The 19,781-nt window shown below is 42.1% G+C and carries 16 protein-coding genes and 1 tRNA gene; 14 read left to right on the forward strand and 3 right to left on the reverse strand.

Annotated elements, in window-relative coordinates; all coding sequences use genetic code 11:
* Positions 1–13 precede the first annotated feature (13 nt).
* Both ACOOEY_RS16430 and ACOOEY_RS16435 read left to right on the forward strand, forming a co-directional pair.
* Positions 14–871: an RHS repeat-associated core domain-containing protein gene (locus ACOOEY_RS16430; protein ID WP_420385811.1), complete on the forward strand. Its 858-nt coding sequence runs from the start codon at positions 14–16 to the stop codon at positions 869–871.
* Between the two features lie 78 nt (positions 872–949).
* On the forward strand, positions 950–1,264 hold the full coding sequence (locus tag ACOOEY_RS16435) for a hypothetical protein (RefSeq protein ID WP_420385812.1): 315 nt from the start codon (positions 950–952) through the stop codon (positions 1,262–1,264).
* A gap of 228 nt (positions 1,265–1,492) precedes the next feature.
* Here the strand turns inward: ACOOEY_RS16435 and ACOOEY_RS16440 are convergent, their stop codons facing one another.
* A complete protein-coding gene (locus ACOOEY_RS16440) occupies positions 1,493–1,960 on the reverse strand; it encodes a hypothetical protein (protein WP_420385813.1) in 468 nt (155 codons plus the stop codon).
* 18 nt (positions 1,961–1,978) lie between these two features.
* Complete coding sequence (locus ACOOEY_RS16445; protein ID WP_420385814.1) at positions 1,979–2,314, reverse strand: helix-turn-helix domain-containing protein; 336 nt, start codon at positions 2,312–2,314, stop codon at positions 1,979–1,981.
* Between the two features lie 208 nt (positions 2,315–2,522).
* On the opposite strand from ACOOEY_RS16445, the gene ACOOEY_RS16450 reads away from it, so the two are divergent.
* The 4 genes from ACOOEY_RS16450 to ACOOEY_RS16465 all read left to right on the forward strand — a co-directional run bounded on the left by ACOOEY_RS16450 (position 2,523) and on the right by ACOOEY_RS16465 (position 7,126).
* Entirely contained in the window at positions 2,523–3,326 is an 804-nt protein-coding gene (locus tag ACOOEY_RS16450; protein ID WP_420385815.1) for an RHS repeat domain-containing protein, read from the forward strand.
* A complete protein-coding gene (locus tag ACOOEY_RS16455; RefSeq protein ID WP_420385816.1) occupies positions 3,295–3,804 on the forward strand; it encodes a hypothetical protein in 510 nt (169 codons plus the stop codon). The genes ACOOEY_RS16450 and ACOOEY_RS16455 overlap by 32 nt, the downstream gene beginning before the upstream one ends.
* A gap of 632 nt (positions 3,805–4,436) precedes the next feature.
* Positions 4,437–5,732 (forward strand): hypothetical protein, encoded by a 1,296-nt coding sequence (locus tag ACOOEY_RS16460; RefSeq protein WP_420385817.1) that lies wholly within the window; start codon positions 4,437–4,439, stop codon positions 5,730–5,732.
* 338 nt (positions 5,733–6,070) lie between these two features.
* A complete protein-coding gene (locus tag ACOOEY_RS16465) occupies positions 6,071–7,126 on the forward strand; it encodes a hypothetical protein (protein ID WP_420385818.1) in 1,056 nt (351 codons plus the stop codon).
* Positions 7,127–8,104: 978 nt separating this feature from the next.
* On the opposite strand, the gene ACOOEY_RS16470 is transcribed toward ACOOEY_RS16465, so the two are convergent.
* A complete protein-coding gene (locus tag ACOOEY_RS16470) occupies positions 8,105–8,443 on the reverse strand; it encodes a zinc ribbon domain-containing protein YjdM (RefSeq protein WP_420385819.1) in 339 nt (112 codons plus the stop codon).
* Between the two features lie 287 nt (positions 8,444–8,730).
* Here ACOOEY_RS16470 and rpsA point away from each other — a divergent pair, with 287 nt between their 5' ends.
* The 8 genes from rpsA (at position 8,731) to ACOOEY_RS16510 (ending at position 19,770) form a co-directional block, all read left to right on the forward strand.
* Positions 8,731–10,719, forward strand: a complete 1,989-nt coding sequence (rpsA, locus tag ACOOEY_RS16475; protein ID WP_420385820.1) for a 30S ribosomal protein S1 — start codon at positions 8,731–8,733, stop codon at positions 10,717–10,719.
* A 115-nt stretch (positions 10,720–10,834) separates the two neighbouring features.
* A tRNA-Cys gene (locus tag ACOOEY_RS16480) sits at positions 10,835–10,905 on the forward strand.
* A gap of 519 nt (positions 10,906–11,424) precedes the next feature.
* Complete coding sequence (locus ACOOEY_RS16485) at positions 11,425–12,672, forward strand: cytochrome c3 family protein (protein WP_420385821.1); 1,248 nt, start codon at positions 11,425–11,427, stop codon at positions 12,670–12,672.
* Positions 12,673–12,705: 33 nt separating this feature from the next.
* Positions 12,706–15,828, forward strand: coding sequence for a TAT-variant-translocated molybdopterin oxidoreductase (locus ACOOEY_RS16490; RefSeq protein ID WP_420385822.1), 3,123 nt, complete (start codon positions 12,706–12,708; stop codon positions 15,826–15,828).
* Between the two features lie 17 nt (positions 15,829–15,845).
* Positions 15,846–17,207 carry an NrfD/PsrC family molybdoenzyme membrane anchor subunit gene (gene nrfD, locus ACOOEY_RS16495; protein ID WP_420385823.1) on the forward strand — a complete coding sequence of 454 codons (1,362 nt, stop codon included), beginning with the start codon at positions 15,846–15,848 and terminating at the stop codon, positions 17,205–17,207.
* Between the two features lie 2 nt (positions 17,208–17,209).
* The gene (locus ACOOEY_RS16500; protein WP_420385824.1) at positions 17,210–17,743 is read left to right on the forward strand and encodes a DUF3341 domain-containing protein; all 534 of its coding nucleotides are present in this window, start codon (positions 17,210–17,212) and stop codon (positions 17,741–17,743) included.
* Positions 17,730–18,371: a c-type cytochrome gene (locus ACOOEY_RS16505; RefSeq protein WP_420385825.1), complete on the forward strand. Its 642-nt coding sequence runs from the start codon at positions 17,730–17,732 to the stop codon at positions 18,369–18,371. The genes ACOOEY_RS16500 and ACOOEY_RS16505 overlap by 14 nt, the downstream gene beginning before the upstream one ends.
* A gap of 19 nt (positions 18,372–18,390) precedes the next feature.
* A complete protein-coding gene (locus ACOOEY_RS16510; protein WP_420385826.1) occupies positions 18,391–19,770 on the forward strand; it encodes a quinol:cytochrome C oxidoreductase in 1,380 nt (459 codons plus the stop codon).
* Positions 19,771–19,781 lie beyond the last annotated feature (11 nt).

Here is a 19,781-nt window from a genome sequence, read left to right on the forward strand (position 1 = left end):
CCTGCTGTCGGCTTTGATAGGGCTGATTAGTGGGGCCAGCCCGGCAGGTTCAGAGACAACCAATATCACTTCCAGTATCAATGCCAATGCAGGGAATATCTTTGTGGGGCAGAATGAACTGGATGCTAACAGTCCGAGAGCCTATCTGAACTATATCCTCTTTGACAAAGACTTTGACTATGTAGATGCTGGCTTTGCTCAGGTGACTAATGATACCATCAACGATCACCAGAGACTGTACCTGAAAAGAGCCATCAATGAAGCAGGCTTTATCTATGTCTACGTGTCTAATGAAAGTAACACAGCGCATGATGTCTACTTTGATGACCTCAGACTTACCCATACCAAGAGTAAAGTGTTACAGGAAGATCATTACTATCCTTTTGGCATGAATATTCAGGCATTGTCTTCCAATGCACCGCTGAGTAAGCCTAATCAGTTTAAGTATAATGGTAAAGAGTTGGACACTAATTTTGATCTGGGTTGGTACAACTATGGAGCAAGAATGTATAACCCACAGATATCGATGTTTACAACTATTGATCCATTGGCTGATAAATATAACTTCCAAACACCTTATGCTTATGCAGCTAACAACCCGATCAGATGGATTGATTTTAATGGAGAAGGGCCTGGTGATCCCAAGAAATTAAAGAAACTTAGTAGAGCATGGAATAGCTTTTGGGGTTCGGTAGGAAGGATTTTTAAAAGAACCCCGAGGCAACCCATTCCAAGTGAGATTGATTTGAACCCACAAGAAAGAACGTTCTCTACTGTAATGGGGTATAAAAATGAGTTGAATACTACTTTAGATGCAGGTGGAACCTTGTCAGCAGGAATAGCTCTTGGGTCTGCAGATATGCTTGGCTAAGGACTAGAAACGGTTGGCACTGTAGTTAAGTATGGAGGGTTTGCTGGGGCTGTAATCTCTGGCGGTGCAAGTCTCTTATTGGTTCCAGTAGGAGAGAGTCTGGAGGGTGCCGGAGCAGGAATCCAAATTTCTGTTGATTTGATAGAGATAATTCAAGAAGGTAATGTAGATACGGACCAATTAGTTGAGTGGGGAGAGCAAGGTTTGATAAGTTTAGTTTTTGGCAAGAGGGGTCTTGATAAAATATTGAAAGATGCTAATAAGAATGGTGCTCTAACAGACGAAAGTCAAGAGATACTAGAATTTCTTAAAAGTCTGACCGAAGATATTTCTAATTGGATGATCGAACGAGTAAATGAGCAAAATGAAAAGAATGAAGAAGATAATCAATAAATAGTTCGAGTTATGGAATTTTATCTAGGGCTTGGTTTTTTTTTATTAGGTAGTTTTTTTTGATTCTTGAGGTAAGAGAAAATACGAACGACCAGAATAAGGAAAAAGTAAGGGGGGGTAATAGATACTTAGACTTGCAAAATCATATAATTCATATTTCAGGAATAGCTCTCTTGTTAATAAGTGGGCTTTCTTTAATGTTTTTTAGTTAAAATATAGACTCGGGAGCTAATAGCCTCCTAAGTCTATATTTTCGCTAAGTCGATAAACTGCAAGAGCTTCTAAAAGCTCGTCCGTTAGTTCATCGTCATACTTAAAGTAGTGAATCTGCCACTTATCCTCGGGTCTGTAAAAGGCAAAAACAAACCTTAAAGGCTGTCTACTGTATTTAGCTAAGTACGAATAGGATACTAGGTCTTTTCCTGCTGTAGCTTTTGATAATTGCTGTGCTCCATGAAATTCTCCCATCTTATTTACATTTGCTTTGAGCTCACTCATTATAGACTCGATCGACTTGACTCCTTTCATCCAAGGATTGTTTGAAAAGATATACTCAACAGCTCTTTCGGCTTTGTTTTCATCAAGTAAACTAAAGAACTCTTTTATGATTGCTTCAGGGCTATCTTTTTCCTCTTGCGCATGAATGGATGCACAGGTTGTAACCAGGATTACAGTTAAGAGAATCTTCCTTATCATGACAGTTTATTTAAGTGTTTAAGAATATGCCTGTTTGGTTTTGTAGTCACGTATTAGGGCATCGATGACGGAGAATATCTTGTCCTGTTCCTGCTCCGGCATACCCTGTATGGCCCTGACCCTGTTCAGGGTCTCCCTGTCAATCACTTCCTGTTCGTCCGAGTCGCTGACCAGGTGGTAGTCCAGCGCGACCCCCAGTGCATCAGCTATCCTTTTGGCATACTCCACCGAAGGGGTATCCCCACGCTCGTATTTAGAGATGGCATCCTTGGAAATCCCTGTGGCCGTGACCAGGTCTGCCCGTGACAGCCCATTAAGCTTCTTCGGTTTGGTAATCTTCTCGCTCAGCTTCATAGAAAGTAATTGTAAAGGCCGTTAAACATACCTTTGTCGACAAATATAACCTTTTATAGTAAGGAAAAATAAAATAGTAATGCCATCAATTATCTGGTGGTTTGATTATCTTAAAATACTATTATACATCCTTTGAAATAATGCCATAAACCTCGGCTCAGGCTATACAGACAATGACTCGGTAAGCTCAGCCAACCTGCTGTCAGCTTTGATAGGGCTGATCAGTGGGGCCAGCCCGGCAGGTTCAGAGACAGCCAATATCACTTCCAGTATCAATGCCAATGCAGGGAATATCTTTGTGGGGCAGAATGAACTGGATGCCAACAGTCCGAGAGCCTATCTGAACTATATTCTCTTTGATAAGGACTTTGACTATGTAGATGCAGGCTTTGCTCAGGTGACCAATGATACCATCAACGACCACCAGAGACTGTACCTGGAAAGGGCCATCAATGAAGCAGGCTTTATCTATGTCTATGTATCAAATGAGAGCAACACAGCCCATGATGTCTATTTTGACGACCTCAGGCTTACCCATACCAAGAGCAAAGTGTTACAGGAAGATCATTATTATCCTTTTGGGATGAATATTCAGGCATTGTCTTCCAATGCTCCTTTAAGTAAGCCTAATAGGTACAAGTTCAACGGAAATGAAGAGCAGACTGATTTTGACTGGGCTGTTTATGATTTTAATGCAAGGGGGTATGATGCTTCTTTAGGTAGGTTTATGGGAGTGGATCCATTGGCGGATATTATTTTTCAAGTAGATAAGTCTCCTTATCAATTTGGCTGGAATAATCCAATTCTTTTTTATGACCCATCTGGAGAATGTCCATGTTTTGCCATTCCTTGGCTTGTTGCAGCAATTGAAGCTTTAACTGCAGCAACAGCCGTAGGCGTTACAGGGTATGCTGTTTATGAATTTAGGGATGACTTTGATTTTGATAGAAGTAAGCTCAGGACTGAAACTAGGTTTGCCGATGAATTTTTTACAGGGGGGGGAGTATGGTAGAAATGGTGGTGATCCTAAAAAGCCATTCTTTACAGCAAATGAAAAGGCAGGGATGGTTGTAGCTGCTGTGGCGGGCATGTTGAAGATGTACAGTGCTCTAGGAATTAAACCTGATCCAGAATTAGTAGAGAAAATGGAGGTTGCTATGGCAACTTTAAGTGAAGAAGATCTTATAAAAATAAGACGCGCTTATATTTCTGCTACTAGAGATGGTTACTATGATGAGGTTCAACAAATAAGTGATAGACAACTCTTCGGAGCTCTTAACCCACTTTTAGCTGAAGCAGCAGCATTATATGGAATTAATAAGGATTTTTATAAAATTGAAAAACCATGGCTTTCGGAAGAAGATAGAAACAGACAAAAGGAAGAAGAGAATCGAGGTAGACAGGCAAAGGAATTATTGGAGAAAGCTGAAAATGGTGAAATAGAAGCAGGCTTTTATACTTGGGATGGTTCTAATTGGATTAAAAATTAAAAGTTGATATGAAAAGAGATTATGTAAGTACATCGATATTTGTACTGTCCTTAATTACTCTGGCGACTGTTTTAGCCGAAGATTATATGTTTGGAATGGAGGTTCCATTGATTATAATAGGCTTAGGTTTTATGTTATTTGCTGCATTGAAACGTATCAGAGATCGGAAAAGGGAAGCAGAGAATAACAAAAGGGAATCAGATAGGCACAATTAGGTGGGGGTTGTGAAAGTAGCCCCACCAATCACCTATTAAAACATAGAGTTTCGTACTTATTCTTAGCATCTGGTTGAGACCATCTCTTATATACTTTCAATTGTAAGTAAAGAAAGACTCAATACTTCCATCTTCCGTCCCCGGTCTTCCATTTTCTTCGCTTCAAGCCTTCCTCATAAACTCCGACTTCAATGTCCTCACTAGCACTCACTTGTATACTACAATAACTTGCGCTTGCTTTTGGCAGGTACTTATCTTCTAAAGTACATGTTGTGCCAACTTCTTCATAGGCTTAGCCTCTCAATGAGACCATCCATCAATAAAAGCTGTTTCTCACTATTTACTCTGAAGATGTTTTATTTTCTTTAGTAAGTGAAAACCACAATACACACAATGCCCCTTAATTCTTCTCATAGGTTGATAAGACTTTTTGATTTACCTGGCTATGGACTGGTCAAATGGGTGAGCCTTACGCTATTACTTTTAGTGTTGGCCAATACCAGTTTTGCCCAAAGTGAGTCTTTGGAAGTGTCTACCAATGATCTGAAAAAGGACAATCAAAAACTTCAAAAGGAACTGGTCAGGCTGAGAAAGTCTGCCAGAAAGGAGCTGCAAAAGGAGTTTCCGGATTTCTCCATGGAGCAGATAGATTCTGTCGCACTCAATATGCGGGAGAAGATAGAGGTTCAAGACTCTGCCAGTACTTACATCCAGCAAATCAAGCAAGAGCTAATCAATGATCTGAAAGAGACACCAGAAAAATTACCGGTAGGGCAGGAAGTGCAGGAAAGCATTACTTTACTGAATGAACTGGAGAGTTACGAACAAGTCTTAAAAGACAGGCAAAAGGTACTGGATGTATTTGATGTCAAAGAATTAGACAGGCTGGAGAAAAGATTTACGGATCTGCAGTCATCCTTTGAGGTGTATAAAAAGGAATTTGAAAATTGGGATGAAGCACTGCTTAGACAAGTAGAGCATATCCAGGAAGTGGCTCTGATGAAAAAGGAACTGGAAAAGATAAAGGCCTATAAACCCTTACCGGATGGGTACAGGCAGCAGGCAGATAAGTTTCAGTCCAATGGCTTTGTTCAGGACTTGTTGGAAGAAAAGGCAGCGGAGCTGAAAGAGCAAGGTTTAAAAACCTTGCAGGAGAAGCTCGATTTTGCAGAGCTGCAGGTAAAGGAGGCTAAACTTGAGTTTCCACAAATGCCCAGCATAGAGTCGGCACCACCCAAACATAACCCTTATGCCAGCTTGTCGCTCTTTAAGAGATTGAAGCTGGGAGGGAATTTACAGTATAATCGCAGACAACCCGTTTCGGTAGACGGAGCTCTTACCCTGTTGTACCCTATCAATAAAAAATGGGTGGCCGGTTCGGAGGTTGGAGCTGTTTTATACCAGAAGAAATCAGATTTGGAAGGGAATAAAAACCTGCTGAGTACCCGGGCTTTCCTGCGCTACAGTGTACTGAATAGCCTGTTCTTACAGGCCAATGTAGAGTACACCAAGATCAGAACACTGAATTTAAATGATCAGTCGTCCAATGTAATCTGGAAACCCACTGGTTTGATTGGAGTAGGTAGGAAGTTCAAAGTGGGGTCAAAGCTGATGGCGGCTACCACAATTTTCTATGATCTTTTCCATGATCCGCTCAAAAGTAACCGCAAAGGTCCTTGGGTATTCAGACTTGGCTTTGAATTATCGAAGTAGCTGGATGTTCTGCTTTGAAGTTGTCAAGATGTCTTGATTCTTGTTTTTGTAGAGCATGAGAAGCTTAACTCATTGATTCATCATTTGCCAGGTCTTGGTGAGGGCATTAGAAATCAAGAATTAAAATGGGCCTGCAGATCTGAGGGAGAGGCTAAGACCAGAAGAGACAACTGCTTTCATAATAGACTTATAGCGGCTTTGGCCTGGTCGGGCATCGAGGGGCAGTTGTATAAGAGCATGTTATGTAAAAGCTTACCGGGGAAGGGACGGTTTAGGAGAAACTGAGTATCTTGATAGCTTAACAAATCTCAATTTTTAACCATTAAAACTAAACCCACATGAGAACAAGAATAACCCTAATTACCTTTTTGCTAGTATATCTTTTTTGTCAAGAAAGAAACTATGCTCAATCACTGTTTACACCTTCTGGTGCAGTTGGGGCATCTTCATCAGCAGGCAAAGTAGGGGTTGGATTAAGTACTCCCCAATCTATTTTGCATATAAACCACGGAGAGACGTTAGGTGGAAAGTTTTTGCCGGAAAATGCTGGTTTAAATATCGGAGATGGTATGATAAACCTCCTTTTAGATGGGAACGAAATATACAGCAATCATACATTGGCTTTAGGGTCATCCTATTCCCATGATATACTTTTCAAAAATGTTAATGCAACCGGCAGTCAAGAGTTGATGACCCTGAAGTCCAATGGAAGGTTGGGTATAGGTACTACTACACCTGCATCAATGATGGATATCTTTGGTGGTGCCACTGGAGATGTCGTACTAAGATTGGAGGCCGACTCGGACAATGCGGGAAGTGAGGCCGATAATCCAAGAATAGAAATGTACCAGGATAATAAGCTGATCTACGCGCACCTTGGTTTTAATGAAGACACACCGACCACGGCAAACATTTTCCAAATATCTATGGGTAGCCCTAGAGGATTTATTCGAGATGCTTTGAGCATAAACCCATATGACGGAAATATTGGAATAGGAAATATAGCACCTGAACATAGGCTGGATGTAAATGGTACAAGCCGTTTTATTGGGAAAATGATAGTTGACAATGATATTGAATCAAAGAAAGTCAAAGTCACTGCCACCCCTGGCAGTGTGCCGGATTACGTGTTCAAGGCAGGTTACGAGCTCAGGAGTCTGTCAGAGCTTGAAAGCTTCATCAAGGAAAACTCTCACCTTCCTAATATCCCTAACGCAAAAGAGGTAGAAGCGAATGGCCAGGACGTTGGTGAGATGCAGTTGAAGCTTTTGGAGAAAATCGAAGAACTTACACTTTACGTGATTGAGCAGAATAAAGAAGTTAATGTACTTAAAAAGACCATCAAAAAGCAGTCTGAGAAGATCAAGGAACTAGAGACGAATCTGAAAAAGTAGTACTTGAAATCCTATTGCTGGTCTTAGCCTCTCGCTGAGACTCTCTTTTGGGATTCCATACTTCCGTTTTCCTTCTTCCAGCTTCTCTGCTTCTAGCCTTCCTCAAAAAATCCGACTTGAGTGCCATGGAGCCAAAGCCATCAACTGAGCTGTCGCCTCTTAAGATAGCTTAATGTTATTAACTTTAGGTTCAGCCTCCACTAGTTTGAAGACTTCTAAGATTGGTTGGTCTTAGCGAGGAAGAGTCTTTTTGGAGAAGGTGGTTTAGACCTGATTATGGGAGGAGTAGGGTTTATCCCCGGAGGTGGATGGATAGCCTCTGGAATATACTTCGGAGGAAAATATTTGTTAGGGAAAATAGGAAATGATTTTTGGAATAAGCAATGAACTGGATTAGTTATTTGAATTTTGTGATCTATGATTTTTATTCTAAGAGAGATTCTGATCCAGGCATTTATTCTTTTTGTTTATCGACTTTATTAATGGCTATAAATATTTTGTCGATTTTCTTTCTTTTAGATTACTTCTATTCTTTTTTAGGTAAGACCAATAAGGGGTATGTTTTGATTATGTTCTTAATAATTGGAATCTTTAATTATTCGCTGGTCTATTTAGGAGGTAAGCATGAAGATATATTTGAGGAATATCGTAGTGTAAGTAAAGCTAGTAACAATGGCTTTTGGGTCTACATAATTGCATCACTGATCATGATCATTGCAACTACTTATTTGGCAAGGCAGTGGTATATTGGTTAAGGTGGAAACCGATATTCGAATAAATAAAGAGCCATCTTGAAACGAAGCTGGTTTTTTATAGGTATGCCTTTTAGGCTTAAAGTCGCTGATTATAAGGTCAATGAAGTTGGTGATGATCTTTTCTGTCTCCTTGCCCCTAGTCTTAACGTTTCGCTGAGAGCCTCTTTGGGCCTCAACACTTCCATCTTCCGTCACCGGTCTTCCGTCTTCCGTCTTCTCCGCTTCAAGCCTTCCTCACAAACTCAGACTTCAGTGCCATGGAGCCAAAGCCATCAATTTTGCAGTCGATATTATGGTCGCCTTCCGTCAGTCTGATGTTCTTTACCTTGGTGCCGGCCTTGATGGGTTTAGGAGCCCCTTTAACCGGCAGGTCTTTAATCACCACCACCGAGTCACCATCCGCCAGCTCATTGCCATTAGCGTCTTTGATAATATTGGCAGCTTCTTCTACCTGTTCTTCTCCGGGTTTCCACTCATGTCCGCATTCCGGACACATCATTAAAAAGTCGGTAGGGTATCCGTAGGGAGATCCGCACTGAGGGCAAGGCTGCATATCTGACATGGCTTAGCGTTTAAGCCGCAAAGCTAAAGAATTTAGATTAGCTTCCATCCTCGGTCTCCCGTCTCCCGTCTTCTAGCTTCCACCTCCAGTCTTCCGTCTTCTGTCTTCTGTCTTCCGTCTTCCCTTTCCCACATTATCATCTACCCAATCTATTCCATTTTCAAATAAATGTTTACCTTTGCAGTCCGTTTCGGACGAAGCGGTTCCGGTTCACCGGAAATGTTGAATGAAAAATCCTTCGCTAAGCGCTCTGGGTAGCGATAGGAGTAATCACAGAGCGTAATATCATGTCAGAAGAACAAAAAGCACCTGAGGCAGTAGAAGAACAAACTACTCCTCAAGCAGAAGTTGCAGTAGAAGAAGCGCCTGCTTCTGAAGAGAAAAAAGAAACTGCAGAAAAATCATCACCAAAAGCTGCATCTAAACCAGAAGATTTCAACTGGGAAGATTTCGAAACCAAAGGTTTTGGTGAAGGCTACTCTAAAAAGAAAAAAGAAGAGTTGGCTTCAATGTATGAAGACACCCTGAACTCTATCGAAGAAAAGCAGACCATTATGGCTACTGTAGTTTCTATCGGTGACAGAGACGTGGTGTTGAACATTGGTTACAAGTCAGACGGATTGGTAAGTGCCTCTGAATTCAGAGATACTCCAGATCTTAAAGTAGGTGACCAGATTGAAGTATATATCGAGGAGCAGGAAAACGCTCTTGGTCAGCTTGTACTTTCAAGAAGAAAAGCCAAAATCGTTAGAGCATGGGAGTTGATCCAGGATGCACTAGATAACGATAAAGTAATTGAAGGCTTCGTGAAGAGAAGAACTAAAGGTGGTTTGATCGTGGATATCTACGGTGTAGAATCATTCTTGCCAGGTTCTCAGATTGATGTGAAGCCAATCAGAGACTTCGATGTTTTCGTAGGTAAGAAAATGGAGGTAAAAGTTGTGAAAATCAACTACTCTAACGACAACGTTGTAGTATCTCACAAAGTATTGATCGAGAAAGATCTTGAGCAGCAAAAAGCTGAAATCCTTGAGAACCTTGAAAAAGGTCAGGTACTGGAAGGTGTGATCAAAAACATGACCAACTTCGGTGTATTCATCGACCTGGGTGGTGTAGATGGTCTGCTTCACATTACCGATATCTCATGGGGTAGAATCAACGATCCGTCTGAGGTATTGAGCCTTGACGAGAAAGTGAATGTTGTTGTTCTTGACTTCGATGATGATAAGAAGAGAATCTCATTGGGTATGAAGCAATTGACTGAGCACCCTTGGGATAAACTGGAATCAGCGATCGAGGTAGGTTCTAAAGTAAAAGGTACTATTGTAAACGTAGCTGACTACGGTGCATTCCTTGAGCTTCTGCCTGGTGTTGAAGGTCTGATTCACGTTTCTGAAATGTCTTGGTCTCAGCACCTGAGAAATCCTCAGGACTTCATCAGCATTGGCGATGAGCTGGAAGCTGTTGTATTGACACTTGACAGAGAAGAAAGAAAAATGTCTTTGGGTATCAAGCAATTGACTGAAGATCCATGGACCAAGTCTGACGTATTGACCAAATATGGTGTTGGTACTAACCACACTGGTATCGTGAGAAACCTGACCAACTTCGGTCTGTTCATCGAGCTGGAAGAAGGTATCGATGGTTTGGTTCACGTTTCTGATCTTTCATGGACTAAGAAAATCAAGCACCCATCTGAGTTTGTTAAGGTAGGTGATGAGCTTGAAGTTCAGGTACTTGAATTGGATATCGAAAACAGAAGATTGGCCCTGGGTCACAAGCAGTTGGAAGAGAATCCTTGGGATACTTTCGAAACCGTATTTACTCCAGGATCGGTACACAAGAGTACTGTAATCTCTAAAAACGATAAAGGTGCTACACTTGAATTGCCTTACGGTCTTGAAGGTGTTGCTACTAACAGAAACCTGAAGAAAGAAGATGGTTCTATGGTTGAAGTAGGAGAGACCCTTGACTTCGCTGTAGTAGAGTTCTCTAAAGACGATAAGAGAATCGTAATGTCTCACACTAACATTCACAACCCTCAGGCTGCTGAGAAGCCTGCTCCTAAGAAGAAGAGCACTGGTGGCGGGGCTAAAGTGAAAATGGCTCCTGTTGAGTCAGCTACTTTAGGTGATCTTGATGCACTTTCTGCATTGAAAGCTGAAATGGAAGATAACACCAAGAAAGCTAACGAGAAGAAAGCTGCTGAGGCAAAAAAGAAAGCTTCTGAGAAAGAAGACGCTGCTGATGAGGCAGAAGAATCAACTGAAGAGTAATTCTTAATAGATAAATGAAAAGCATCCCGTAACAGGGATGCTTTTTTTATTTGACTTAGTTCATGTTTTGTTGGTGCAATTGGTGAATATCTCTAAATTTGCGCTTCGAAAATATGGCGCTGTGGCCGAGTGGCTAGGCAGAGGTCTGCAAAACCTTGTACAGCGGTTCGAATCCGCTCAGCGCCTCATACAAAAGCACCCTTCCTGGGTGCTTTTTTTGTTTCATAACACTACCATCATACTTTTTTGCCTGGCATATGAAAGGAAAGTCTTGTGCAAGCTGTGACCAAATGAATGGCGTATTGCAGAGGTCTCTTCAACCGAGTATTGATCAGGTAAAAGCATTCAATTCCCTGCTTTAAACCGTAGTTCTGAAAAGCTATTTCCAGCCGTCTCTGATTTTCACCTTGTGAAATATTTTGCAAAAAACCTTTGATTATATGGCTGTGCTTACAGTTCGAAAACGGGCAATTCAAAAGGTTTCATTCGGTTCCTTTTGTCTTGCTATTTATATTGATTCTAAATAAAATAAGTAGGCTTAGTCTAATGTATAAAAAACAGTTAATCAGTGAGTTATGATTGATTTTCAGGGTGCTGTAATTAAGTTTTGACTTGGAAAAATTAGTTTGAAATAAGGATGTCCGATGCTACCTTTGCCACGTGTTTCTACAACTGAGACAATCTGTGATTAAAAATAGACTTTACATGGTAGCTAAAACAACCATTGTCCGTTATGCGACAGCATGCCTCATCGTATGCTGTTTTGTTTTTTCTGGGAACCAGGTTTTCGCCCAGAGAGATGCTGTTCCAACCGATCCTGAAATCATTTCTCAGGGAGAGCAGCTTTTCAATGAGTATCAGTGTAATACCTGTCATAGGGTTGAATCTAAACTCGTAGGTCCGGCTTTGGCAGGAGTTTACGACAGAAGAGACATTGACTGGATTTACAAATGGGTTAAAAACTCCCAGGCACTGATTGCATCAGGAGATGCACAGGCCAATGCTCTTTTCAATGAGTACAACAAAACCATCATGGCCGCTTACGATCTGGAAGATTCTCAGATCATGTCCATCCTGGCTTATGTAAGAGACCGTGAAGAGAATCCTCCTGTAGCTGACACAGCTGCGGCCGCAACAGGCGATGCCGATGCTGCTGGTGGAGGAACTGGTGTGCCTGCTTCATACCTTAATATTATTGTAGGTGCTCTGGTGGTTGTACTGTTGTTGATCCTTGCTGTATTGGCATTGATCATCGGAGTACTGAAAAGATATCTTCAGGACAAAAAAGATCTTGATGAGGCAGATGAAGATGTGGTGAATGAGTCATTCAGCCTGATGGCCTTCTTCAAAAGCCCGACTGTTATTGGAATTATTACCTTCCTGGTAATTGCACTTGCTGCTAAAAACGTGATTGATGGTTTGTATACTATCGGTGTACAACAAGGCTATCAGCCAAAGCAGCCAATTGCTTTCTCTCATAAAATTCACGCAGGTCAATATGAAATTGCCTGTCAGTACTGTCACACAGGAGTAGAGATTGGTAAGTCTGCCAACATTCCTTCAGTGAACATTTGTATGAACTGTCACAGCTCTATTAAAACTGACTCTCCTGAAATCCAGAAGCTTTATGCAGCTCAGGATAGCGGTGAGCCAATTGAGTGGGTAAGAATTCACAACCTGCCCGACCTGGCTTACTTCAACCACTCACAACACGTGAAGGTAGGGGAGATTGAATGTCAGACATGTCACGGAGAAATCCAGGAAATGGAAGTGGTAAAACAACATGCACCACTTACTATGGGATGGTGTATCGACTGTCATAGAAATACCAGCCTGAATACTCAGGGTAATGGTTACTATGATAAGCTGGTAGAGCTACACAATAAGAACTCTGCTACACCAATGAAAGTGGCCGATATCGGTGGTTTGGAATGTGCAAAGTGTCACTATTAATTAATTGAATTCGCGATTTCTGATTGATATACAATGAAAGAAAATCAAAAAACATACTGGAAAGGTGTCGAGCAATTGACCAACGATGCTGAGTTCGTTAAGAAGAACGAATCAGAGTTTCCAGAATACCTCCCGATCAGCGAAACAGGTGGTGAATCAAGTAACCGAAGAGACTTTCTAAAATTGATGGGCTTTGGTATTGCAGCGGCTAGTTTAGCTGCCTGTGAAGCCCCGGTAAGAAAGGCTATTCCTTATTTGAATAAACCTGTAGATGTTGATCCTTCAGTACCTAACTACTATGCCTCTACCTATGTAAATGGTGGTGATGCAGTAAGTGTTGTGGTAAAAACCAGAGAAGGTAGACCTATTAAAGTTGAGGGTAACAAATACAGCTCAATTACTAAAGGTGGTACCAATGCTCAGGTAGAAGCTTCAGTTCTTTCTCTTTATGATAAGGAAAGATTAGCCGGTCCTCTGAAGGATGGTGCTGAGGTTGATTGGGCTACACTCGACAGAGAAGTAACTGCTAAATTGACTGATATTGCCGCTAAAGGTGGTCAGATCAGAATTGTAAGCAACTCTGTATTGAGCCCGACTACCAAAAAGGCGGTTAGCGAGTTCATCGCCAAATACCCAACAACACAGCATGTATCATATGATGCAGTTTCTGCTTATGGTATAACTGAGGGTAACAGAAGATCTTTCGGAGAATCAATGATTCCTTCTTACGATTTCAGCAAAGCCAAAACTGTAGTAAGTGTTGGTGCTGACTTCCTGGGAACATGGATTTCGCCAATCGAATTCTCTAAGCAATTTGCTCAGACCAGAAAAATCAATGAGCACCACAGAGAAATGTCAAGACACTATCAGTTTGAGTCTAACCTTTCTCTAACAGGTTCTAATGCCGACTACAGAACGCCAATTAAACCTTCGCAGGTTGGGCCTCTTGTAGCCGCTATGTATAATGCTATTGCTACTAAGGCCGGACAAGCCAAAGTAAGTGGTGGTAATGCTGGTGATGTGGCACACCTGAGTGCAGCAGCTAACGAATTGTGGGCTAATAGAGGTAAGTCTCTTGTAGTTTGCGGTTCGAATGATCCTGCTGTTCAGATACTAGTGAACGGAATCAACGTAATGTTAGGCAACTATGGCACTACAATCGATGCCAATCGACCAGTTCATTACCGTCAGGGTGATGATGTTGCCATGTCTAACCTGGCCAAAGACTTAAACGGTGGAAGAATTTCAGCAGTGATCTTCTTCAACTGTAATCCTTTATATAACTCTGCTGAAGCTGCTGCATTAACTGCGGCTATTTCTAAAGCTTCCCTGACTGTTTCTACTTCTGACAGAATGGATGAGACTGCAGCTGCTGTTCAATATGTAGCTCCTGATCATCACTACCTTGAGCAGTGGAACGATGCAGAATTAAGAGCAGGTCACCTGAGTTTGACTCAGCCAACGATTGCTCCACTCTTCTCTACAAGACAAGCTCCTGAGTCATTCCTTAAATGGGCAGGTCAGGATGTAGAGTACTATAGCTACCTTCAGGACAACTGGAAAAACACCTATTTCCCAATGCAAAGTGAAGTTTCGAGCTTCCAGGTATTCTGGGATAAGTCATTGTATGACGGTGTGGTTGAGTTCGGAGGTAACAATAACGACTACAGCTACGATACTGCCGCTGCTACTTCTGCAGCCACCAGCATCGCTCAGAATTATAAAACACAAGGAGGCGGTGTAGAGCTGGCTCTTTATCAGAAAGTAGGTCTTGGTGATGGTTCTCAGGCCAACAACCCTTGGTTGCAAGAGATGCCGGATCCAATCACTAAAGCTACCTGGGATAACTATGTAACCATTTCTATGGCTATGGCCAATGAGTTGGGCATTGCCATGAAAGAAGGCGCTACCGAGCTGGTAACACTGACTGTTGGTGGTGAAAGCATGGAAGTTCCTGCATTGGTTCAACCTGGACAGGCAGAAGGCACTATCGGTCTTGCTGTAGGTTACGGAAGAACTAAAGCCGGTAGAGTAGCAGATAGCCTGGGTGTGAATGCTTATCCATTGATGTCGAGACTGAACGGTGCTAATACACTGGATGTGTTGGCAGGTGTTTCAGTGGCTGCTACAGGCAAGGAATACAGAATTGCTCAGACACAAACTCACCAAACCTACATGGGCCGTGAGAACGTGATTCAGGAAGCAACCCTGGATGACTACAAGAAAAATACAGATGCCGGAAGATGGCATCCACATATTTATAAGGATGGTGAATTCGTGAAGCCTTCGAAGATTACGCTTTGGAGTGGTCACGAATACAACAACCACCATTGGGCAATGACTATCGACATGAACTCTTGTACAGGTTGTTCTGCTTGTACAGTAGCATGTCAGGCAGAAAACAACATTCCTGTTGTTGGTAAAGAAGAAGTGCTCAATAGAAGAGAAATGGCCTGGATTAGAATTGACAGATACTATTCTGCTGCTAATCCTGCCGGAAATAAGAAGGAGTTGGAACAAGCTGCAGCTAACCCTGAAGTCACTTTCCAACCCATGATGTGTCAGCACTGTAACAACGCTCCATGTGAGACTGTATGTCCGGTAGCTGCTACAACTCACAGTACTGAAGGTCTGAATCAGATGACCTATAACAGATGTATCGGTACAAGATATTGTGCTAACAACTGTCCTTACAAAGTGAGAAGATTTAACTGGTTCAAGTACCATGACAATACTCAGTTCGATAAGAACATGGCGATGAACAATGACCTGGGTAAAATGGTATTGAACCCTGATGTTACTGTTCGTGCAAGAGGTGTGATGGAGAAATGTACCATGTGTGTGCAAAGAATTCAGGCCGGTAAACTGGCAGCGAAGCGTGAAGACAGAAGACCGATTGACGGTGAAATCAACACTGCTTGTGCTTCAGCTTGTCCGTCAGATGCGATTACATTCGGTGATTTGAACGATCCGAAGTCAAAAATCTCACAACTTCTTCAGATTGAAGAGAAAGAAGTGGGAGATGGCACTAAAGCAACTGAGCGTGTGGTCAATGAAGACAGAGCATACCATGTATTGGAAGAGCTTAACGTGAATCCAAATATCTGGTACATGACCAAGATCAGAAACAAGGTTAAAGAATCAACAGAAGCTTAATAATAAACCGAAAGAATATGCAGGTTACTTCACCCGTAAGAAAACCTTTAATCACAGGCGGTAAGACCGTTCATGATGTTACCGAGGACATCTGTAGGCAGGTAGAGGCCAAGCCATCTAAGCTTTGGTTGATGGCCTTCGGTATTTCAGTTGTTACACTTATCATTGGCTTGGTAGCTGTTGTGGCTACCCTATGGAATGGTATTGGTATGTGGGGACTGAACAAAACAGTAGGTTGGGCCTGGGATATCACCAACTTCGTATGGTGGGTAGGTATCGGTCACGCAGGTACGCTGATTTCAGCTGTACTTCTTCTCTTCCGTCAAAAGTGGAGAATGGCCATTAACAGAGCCTCAGAAGCGATGACCATTTTCGCTGTAATTTGTGCGGCTCAGTTCCCGATTCTCCACATGGGTAGACCATGGTTGGGAGCTTATTGGGCACTTCCATTGCCAAACACTTTCGGTTCATTGTGGGTAAACTTTAACTCACCGCTTCTTTGGGACGTGTTTGCCATTTCAACTTACTTCTCTGTTTCATTGGTGTTCTGGTACTTGGGACTTGTTCCTGACTTCGCCACCATCCGTGACAGAGCAGAAGGTATCAGAAAGAAAATCTACGGAGCCCTTTCATTAGGTTGGGATGGTGCTGCTAAGACCTGGTCGAGATATGAATCAGTTTCTTTGATTCTTGCCGGTTTGGCTACTCCACTGGTACTTTCAGTACACACCATTGTATCGTTTGACTTTGCAACCTCAGTAATTCCGGGATGGCACACCACCATTTTCCCTCCTTACTTCGTTGCAGGTGCGATCTTCTCTGGTTTCGCCATGGTACTCACCCTGATGTTGGTCACCAGAGCGGTATTCAAATTAGAAGACTATATCACCATTGAGCATATCGAGTTGATGAACATTGTAATCATCGTAACCGGTTCAATCGTAGGTATCGCTTATATCACTGAGTTCTTCATTGCCTGGTATTCCGGTGTTCCGGCAGAGCAATACGCATTCTACAACAGGATGCAGGGACCTTACTGGTGGGCTTACTGGTCAATGATGACCTGTAACGTAATCTCTCCACAACTCTTCTGGTTCAAGAAAATCAGAACCAGCATTGCAGCGACATTTATCCTTTCTATCATCGTAAATATTGGTATGTGGTTCGAGCGTTTCGTAATTATCGTGACCTCGCTTCACAGAGACTTCCTGCCATCTTCATGGGCTATGTTCTATCCAACGATCTACGATATGGGAGTATACCTGTTCACCTTCGGTTTGTTCTTTACCTGTTTCTTCCTGTTTGCGAAGTTCTTCCCGGTGATCAACATGGCTGAAGTAAAAAGTATTGTTAAATCATCATCTGAAAAAACTGCTTAATCATGAGTGACTCTAAAAATTTCGTTTTGGGCGTCTTTGATGACGAAGATGTATTGCTGAAAGCAGTTGGTAAAGTTCGTGGAGAAGGAGTGAAGATTCACGAAGTGTACAGCCCATTCCCTGTTCACGGTTTAGATGAAGAATTGGGTTACAAGCGTTCAAGACTTCCTATTGCAGCCTTTATGTTTGGTGCATTGGGTACTACTCTGGCCCTTGTGATGCAGATTTGGATGCTGGGTGTTGACTGGCCAATGATTATTGGTGGTAAGAACCACGTAGCACTTCCTGACTTTGTACCGGTAACTTTCGAATTAACCGTACTATTGGCGGCATTCGGTATGGTAGGTACTTTCCTGGTGGCTAGTGATTTGAAGCCCTGGAAAGATCCTAAGTTATTGGATATCAGAATTACAGACGACAAGCACATTATGGCTATCGACCTGGGTAAGAATAAATCAATGGAAGAAGCTAAGATCAATGCTCTTCTGAAAGATTCAGGTGCTGTTGAAGTAAATAATAAAGATGTTGAAGAATAAGCCTTCTAGAGATATGATTCAGAAATTGAAAGTAATTATTCCTGCAATTGGCCTGGCCGTATTATCCGGTTGTGCTGCCGGTGGTGATGATCCGGGTTTGGAATATGCCCCTCAAATGTATCATTCAGTGCCTTACGAACCATTGACTCAGATCAAGGATGAAGGTGCCGGACAATGGTTAAGTAACAGAGAGGATGGAAAAGGAGAATTTTTCAACTCAAATGTGAACAATGATTATTCACAAAATGTCAGAAAGCCAGTAGAAGGTACAGTGAGAAGAAACAATAACAATATGTTGCCTTACAGGCTTGAGAAGGACGATGTTGAAGCAGCTGCTTTGATAGAGAATCCATTTGAGGCAAGTGAGGAAATCATAGCTGAAGGACAAAGACTTTACACTCAGTATTGTCAGCATTGCCATGGTGCTAGCGGACAGGCTGATGGTAAAGTGGCCGAAGTATATGGTGGTGTTCCTTCTTATACGGCTCCGGCTCAGAGAAATTTATCACAAGGTCATATTTTCCACGTGATCACTTATGGTATCAGAAGAATGGGAGCCCATGGTTCTCAGATCAGTGCTGATAAGCGTTGGAAAATCGCCAGGTATGTTCAAACCTTACAACAATAACCAGTAAATTTTTTAAGAAATGGCAAAAGAAGTATTTGATTTTAACGCTGGCCTTAAGAAGAAAATCTTTATTGCATTTGCAGTAGGGGCGGTTATGTTGTTAATCGGTGCACTCAATCCTCAAACGAATGAGCACCATGGTACTGAAGAGCATGGAACTGATTCTCATGCTACTGAAGAAGAGCACCACGATGAAGGTCATGGTGCTGTCATCACAGAAGCCGATGAATTTGCAGCAATGACTGTTGCAGATGCTGAAGCTGAAGAGGGCGGACATCACGAAAAAGGCTGGTTCGAAAGATTCGAGGTTGATCTTTGGATCAACAATGTGTATTTCACAGGACTTGCCCTGATTGGTATTTTCTTCTTCGCAATTCAATATGCAGCGCAGGCCGGTTGGTCAGCTTATATAGTAAGAATTCCATTGTCCATGGCACATTGGTTACTCCCTGCAGGGGTACTGATGCTGGTTACCTGGTTCTTTGTTAACCACGATGTATTCCACTGGACGCATGATTATCTATACGATCCTAACAGCCCTGAATATGATGAATTAATCGCTGGTAAAAGCGGATTCTTCTTCTTCGGTGAGGGTGGAGGACTGCCAGTTTTCTTCTTATTGAGAATGGTGGTATTCTTCGGTCTGTGGATCTGGTTATTTAGAAAATTAAAAGGCCTTTCATTGGCCGAAGACGAACTGGGAGGTAACTCTTACTGGTTCAAGATGAGAAAATGGTCTGCTATTTTCCTTGTGATCTTTGCAGTATCATCTTCAGTATCTGCCTGGGACTGGGTAATGTCTATCGACACGCACTGGTTCTCAACTATGTTTGGTTGGTATGTATTTGCCAGCTGGTTTGTAACAGGTTTGGCTTTCATTACACTGGTAACAGTATTATTGAAAGAAGCTGGTTACCTGCCACAGGTTACAGCTAATCACCTGCATGACCTTGGTAAGTTTGTATTTGCATTCAGCATTTTCTGGACTTACATCTGGTTCTCGCAATTCCTGTTGATATACTACGCAAACATTCCTGAAGAGTCAGTTTACTTCGTTGAGCGTTTCCTTAGCGATAAGTATGCACCATTCTTCTTTGTTAACCTGATCATGAACTTCTTCTTCCCGTTCCTTGCCCTTATGACAAGAGATGCGAAGAGACTCTATGTGTTCCTGAAAATGGTTTGTATTGTAGTAATGGCAGGACACTTTATCGATTTCTACTTAATGATGACTCCGGGTACTCTTGGAGAAAGCGGATTCTTCGGATTCACTGAAATCGGTATGTTCCTCATGTTCGGTGCAGCATTCTTGTTCGTAGTGTTGAAGGCCTTGTCTTCTTACGCACTTGTACCTAAGAATCACCCAATGTTGGGAGAAGCAAAACATCATCATATTTAAAAAATTGAAAG

The sequence above is a fragment of the Roseivirga sp. genome (assembly GCF_965216855.1).
In the GTDB taxonomy this organism is placed as follows: Bacteria; Bacteroidota; Bacteroidia; order Cytophagales; family Cyclobacteriaceae; genus Roseivirga.

What these genes read in the sequence shown, in the direction of transcription:
- ACOOEY_RS16440 (WP_420385813.1), bottom strand. Translation starts at nt 1,960, where the DNA reads ATGATAAGGAAGATTCTCTTAACTGTAATCCTGGTTACAACCTGTGCA.
- ACOOEY_RS16445 (WP_420385814.1), bottom strand. Translation starts at nt 2,314, where the DNA reads ATGAAGCTGAGCGAGAAGATTACCAAACCGAAGAAGCTTAATGGGCTG.
- ACOOEY_RS16455 (WP_420385816.1), top strand. Translation starts at nt 3,295, where the DNA reads ATGAATTTTTTACAGGGGGGGGAGTATGGTAGAAATGGTGGTGATCCT.
- ACOOEY_RS16465 (WP_420385818.1), top strand. Translation starts at nt 6,071, where the DNA reads ATGAGAACAAGAATAACCCTAATTACCTTTTTGCTAGTATATCTTTTT.
- ACOOEY_RS16470 (WP_420385819.1), bottom strand. Translation starts at nt 8,443, where the DNA reads ATGTCAGATATGCAGCCTTGCCCTCAGTGCGGATCTCCCTACGGATAC.
- rpsA (WP_420385820.1), top strand. Translation starts at nt 8,731, where the DNA reads ATGTCAGAAGAACAAAAAGCACCTGAGGCAGTAGAAGAACAAACTACT.
- ACOOEY_RS16485 (WP_420385821.1), top strand. Translation starts at nt 11,425, where the DNA reads ATGGTAGCTAAAACAACCATTGTCCGTTATGCGACAGCATGCCTCATC.
- ACOOEY_RS16490 (WP_420385822.1), top strand. Translation starts at nt 12,706, where the DNA reads ATGAAAGAAAATCAAAAAACATACTGGAAAGGTGTCGAGCAATTGACC.
- nrfD (WP_420385823.1), top strand. Translation starts at nt 15,846, where the DNA reads ATGCAGGTTACTTCACCCGTAAGAAAACCTTTAATCACAGGCGGTAAG.
- ACOOEY_RS16500 (WP_420385824.1), top strand. Translation starts at nt 17,210, where the DNA reads ATGAGTGACTCTAAAAATTTCGTTTTGGGCGTCTTTGATGACGAAGAT.
- ACOOEY_RS16505 (WP_420385825.1), top strand. Translation starts at nt 17,730, where the DNA reads ATGTTGAAGAATAAGCCTTCTAGAGATATGATTCAGAAATTGAAAGTA.
- ACOOEY_RS16510 (WP_420385826.1), top strand. Translation starts at nt 18,391, where the DNA reads ATGGCAAAAGAAGTATTTGATTTTAACGCTGGCCTTAAGAAGAAAATC.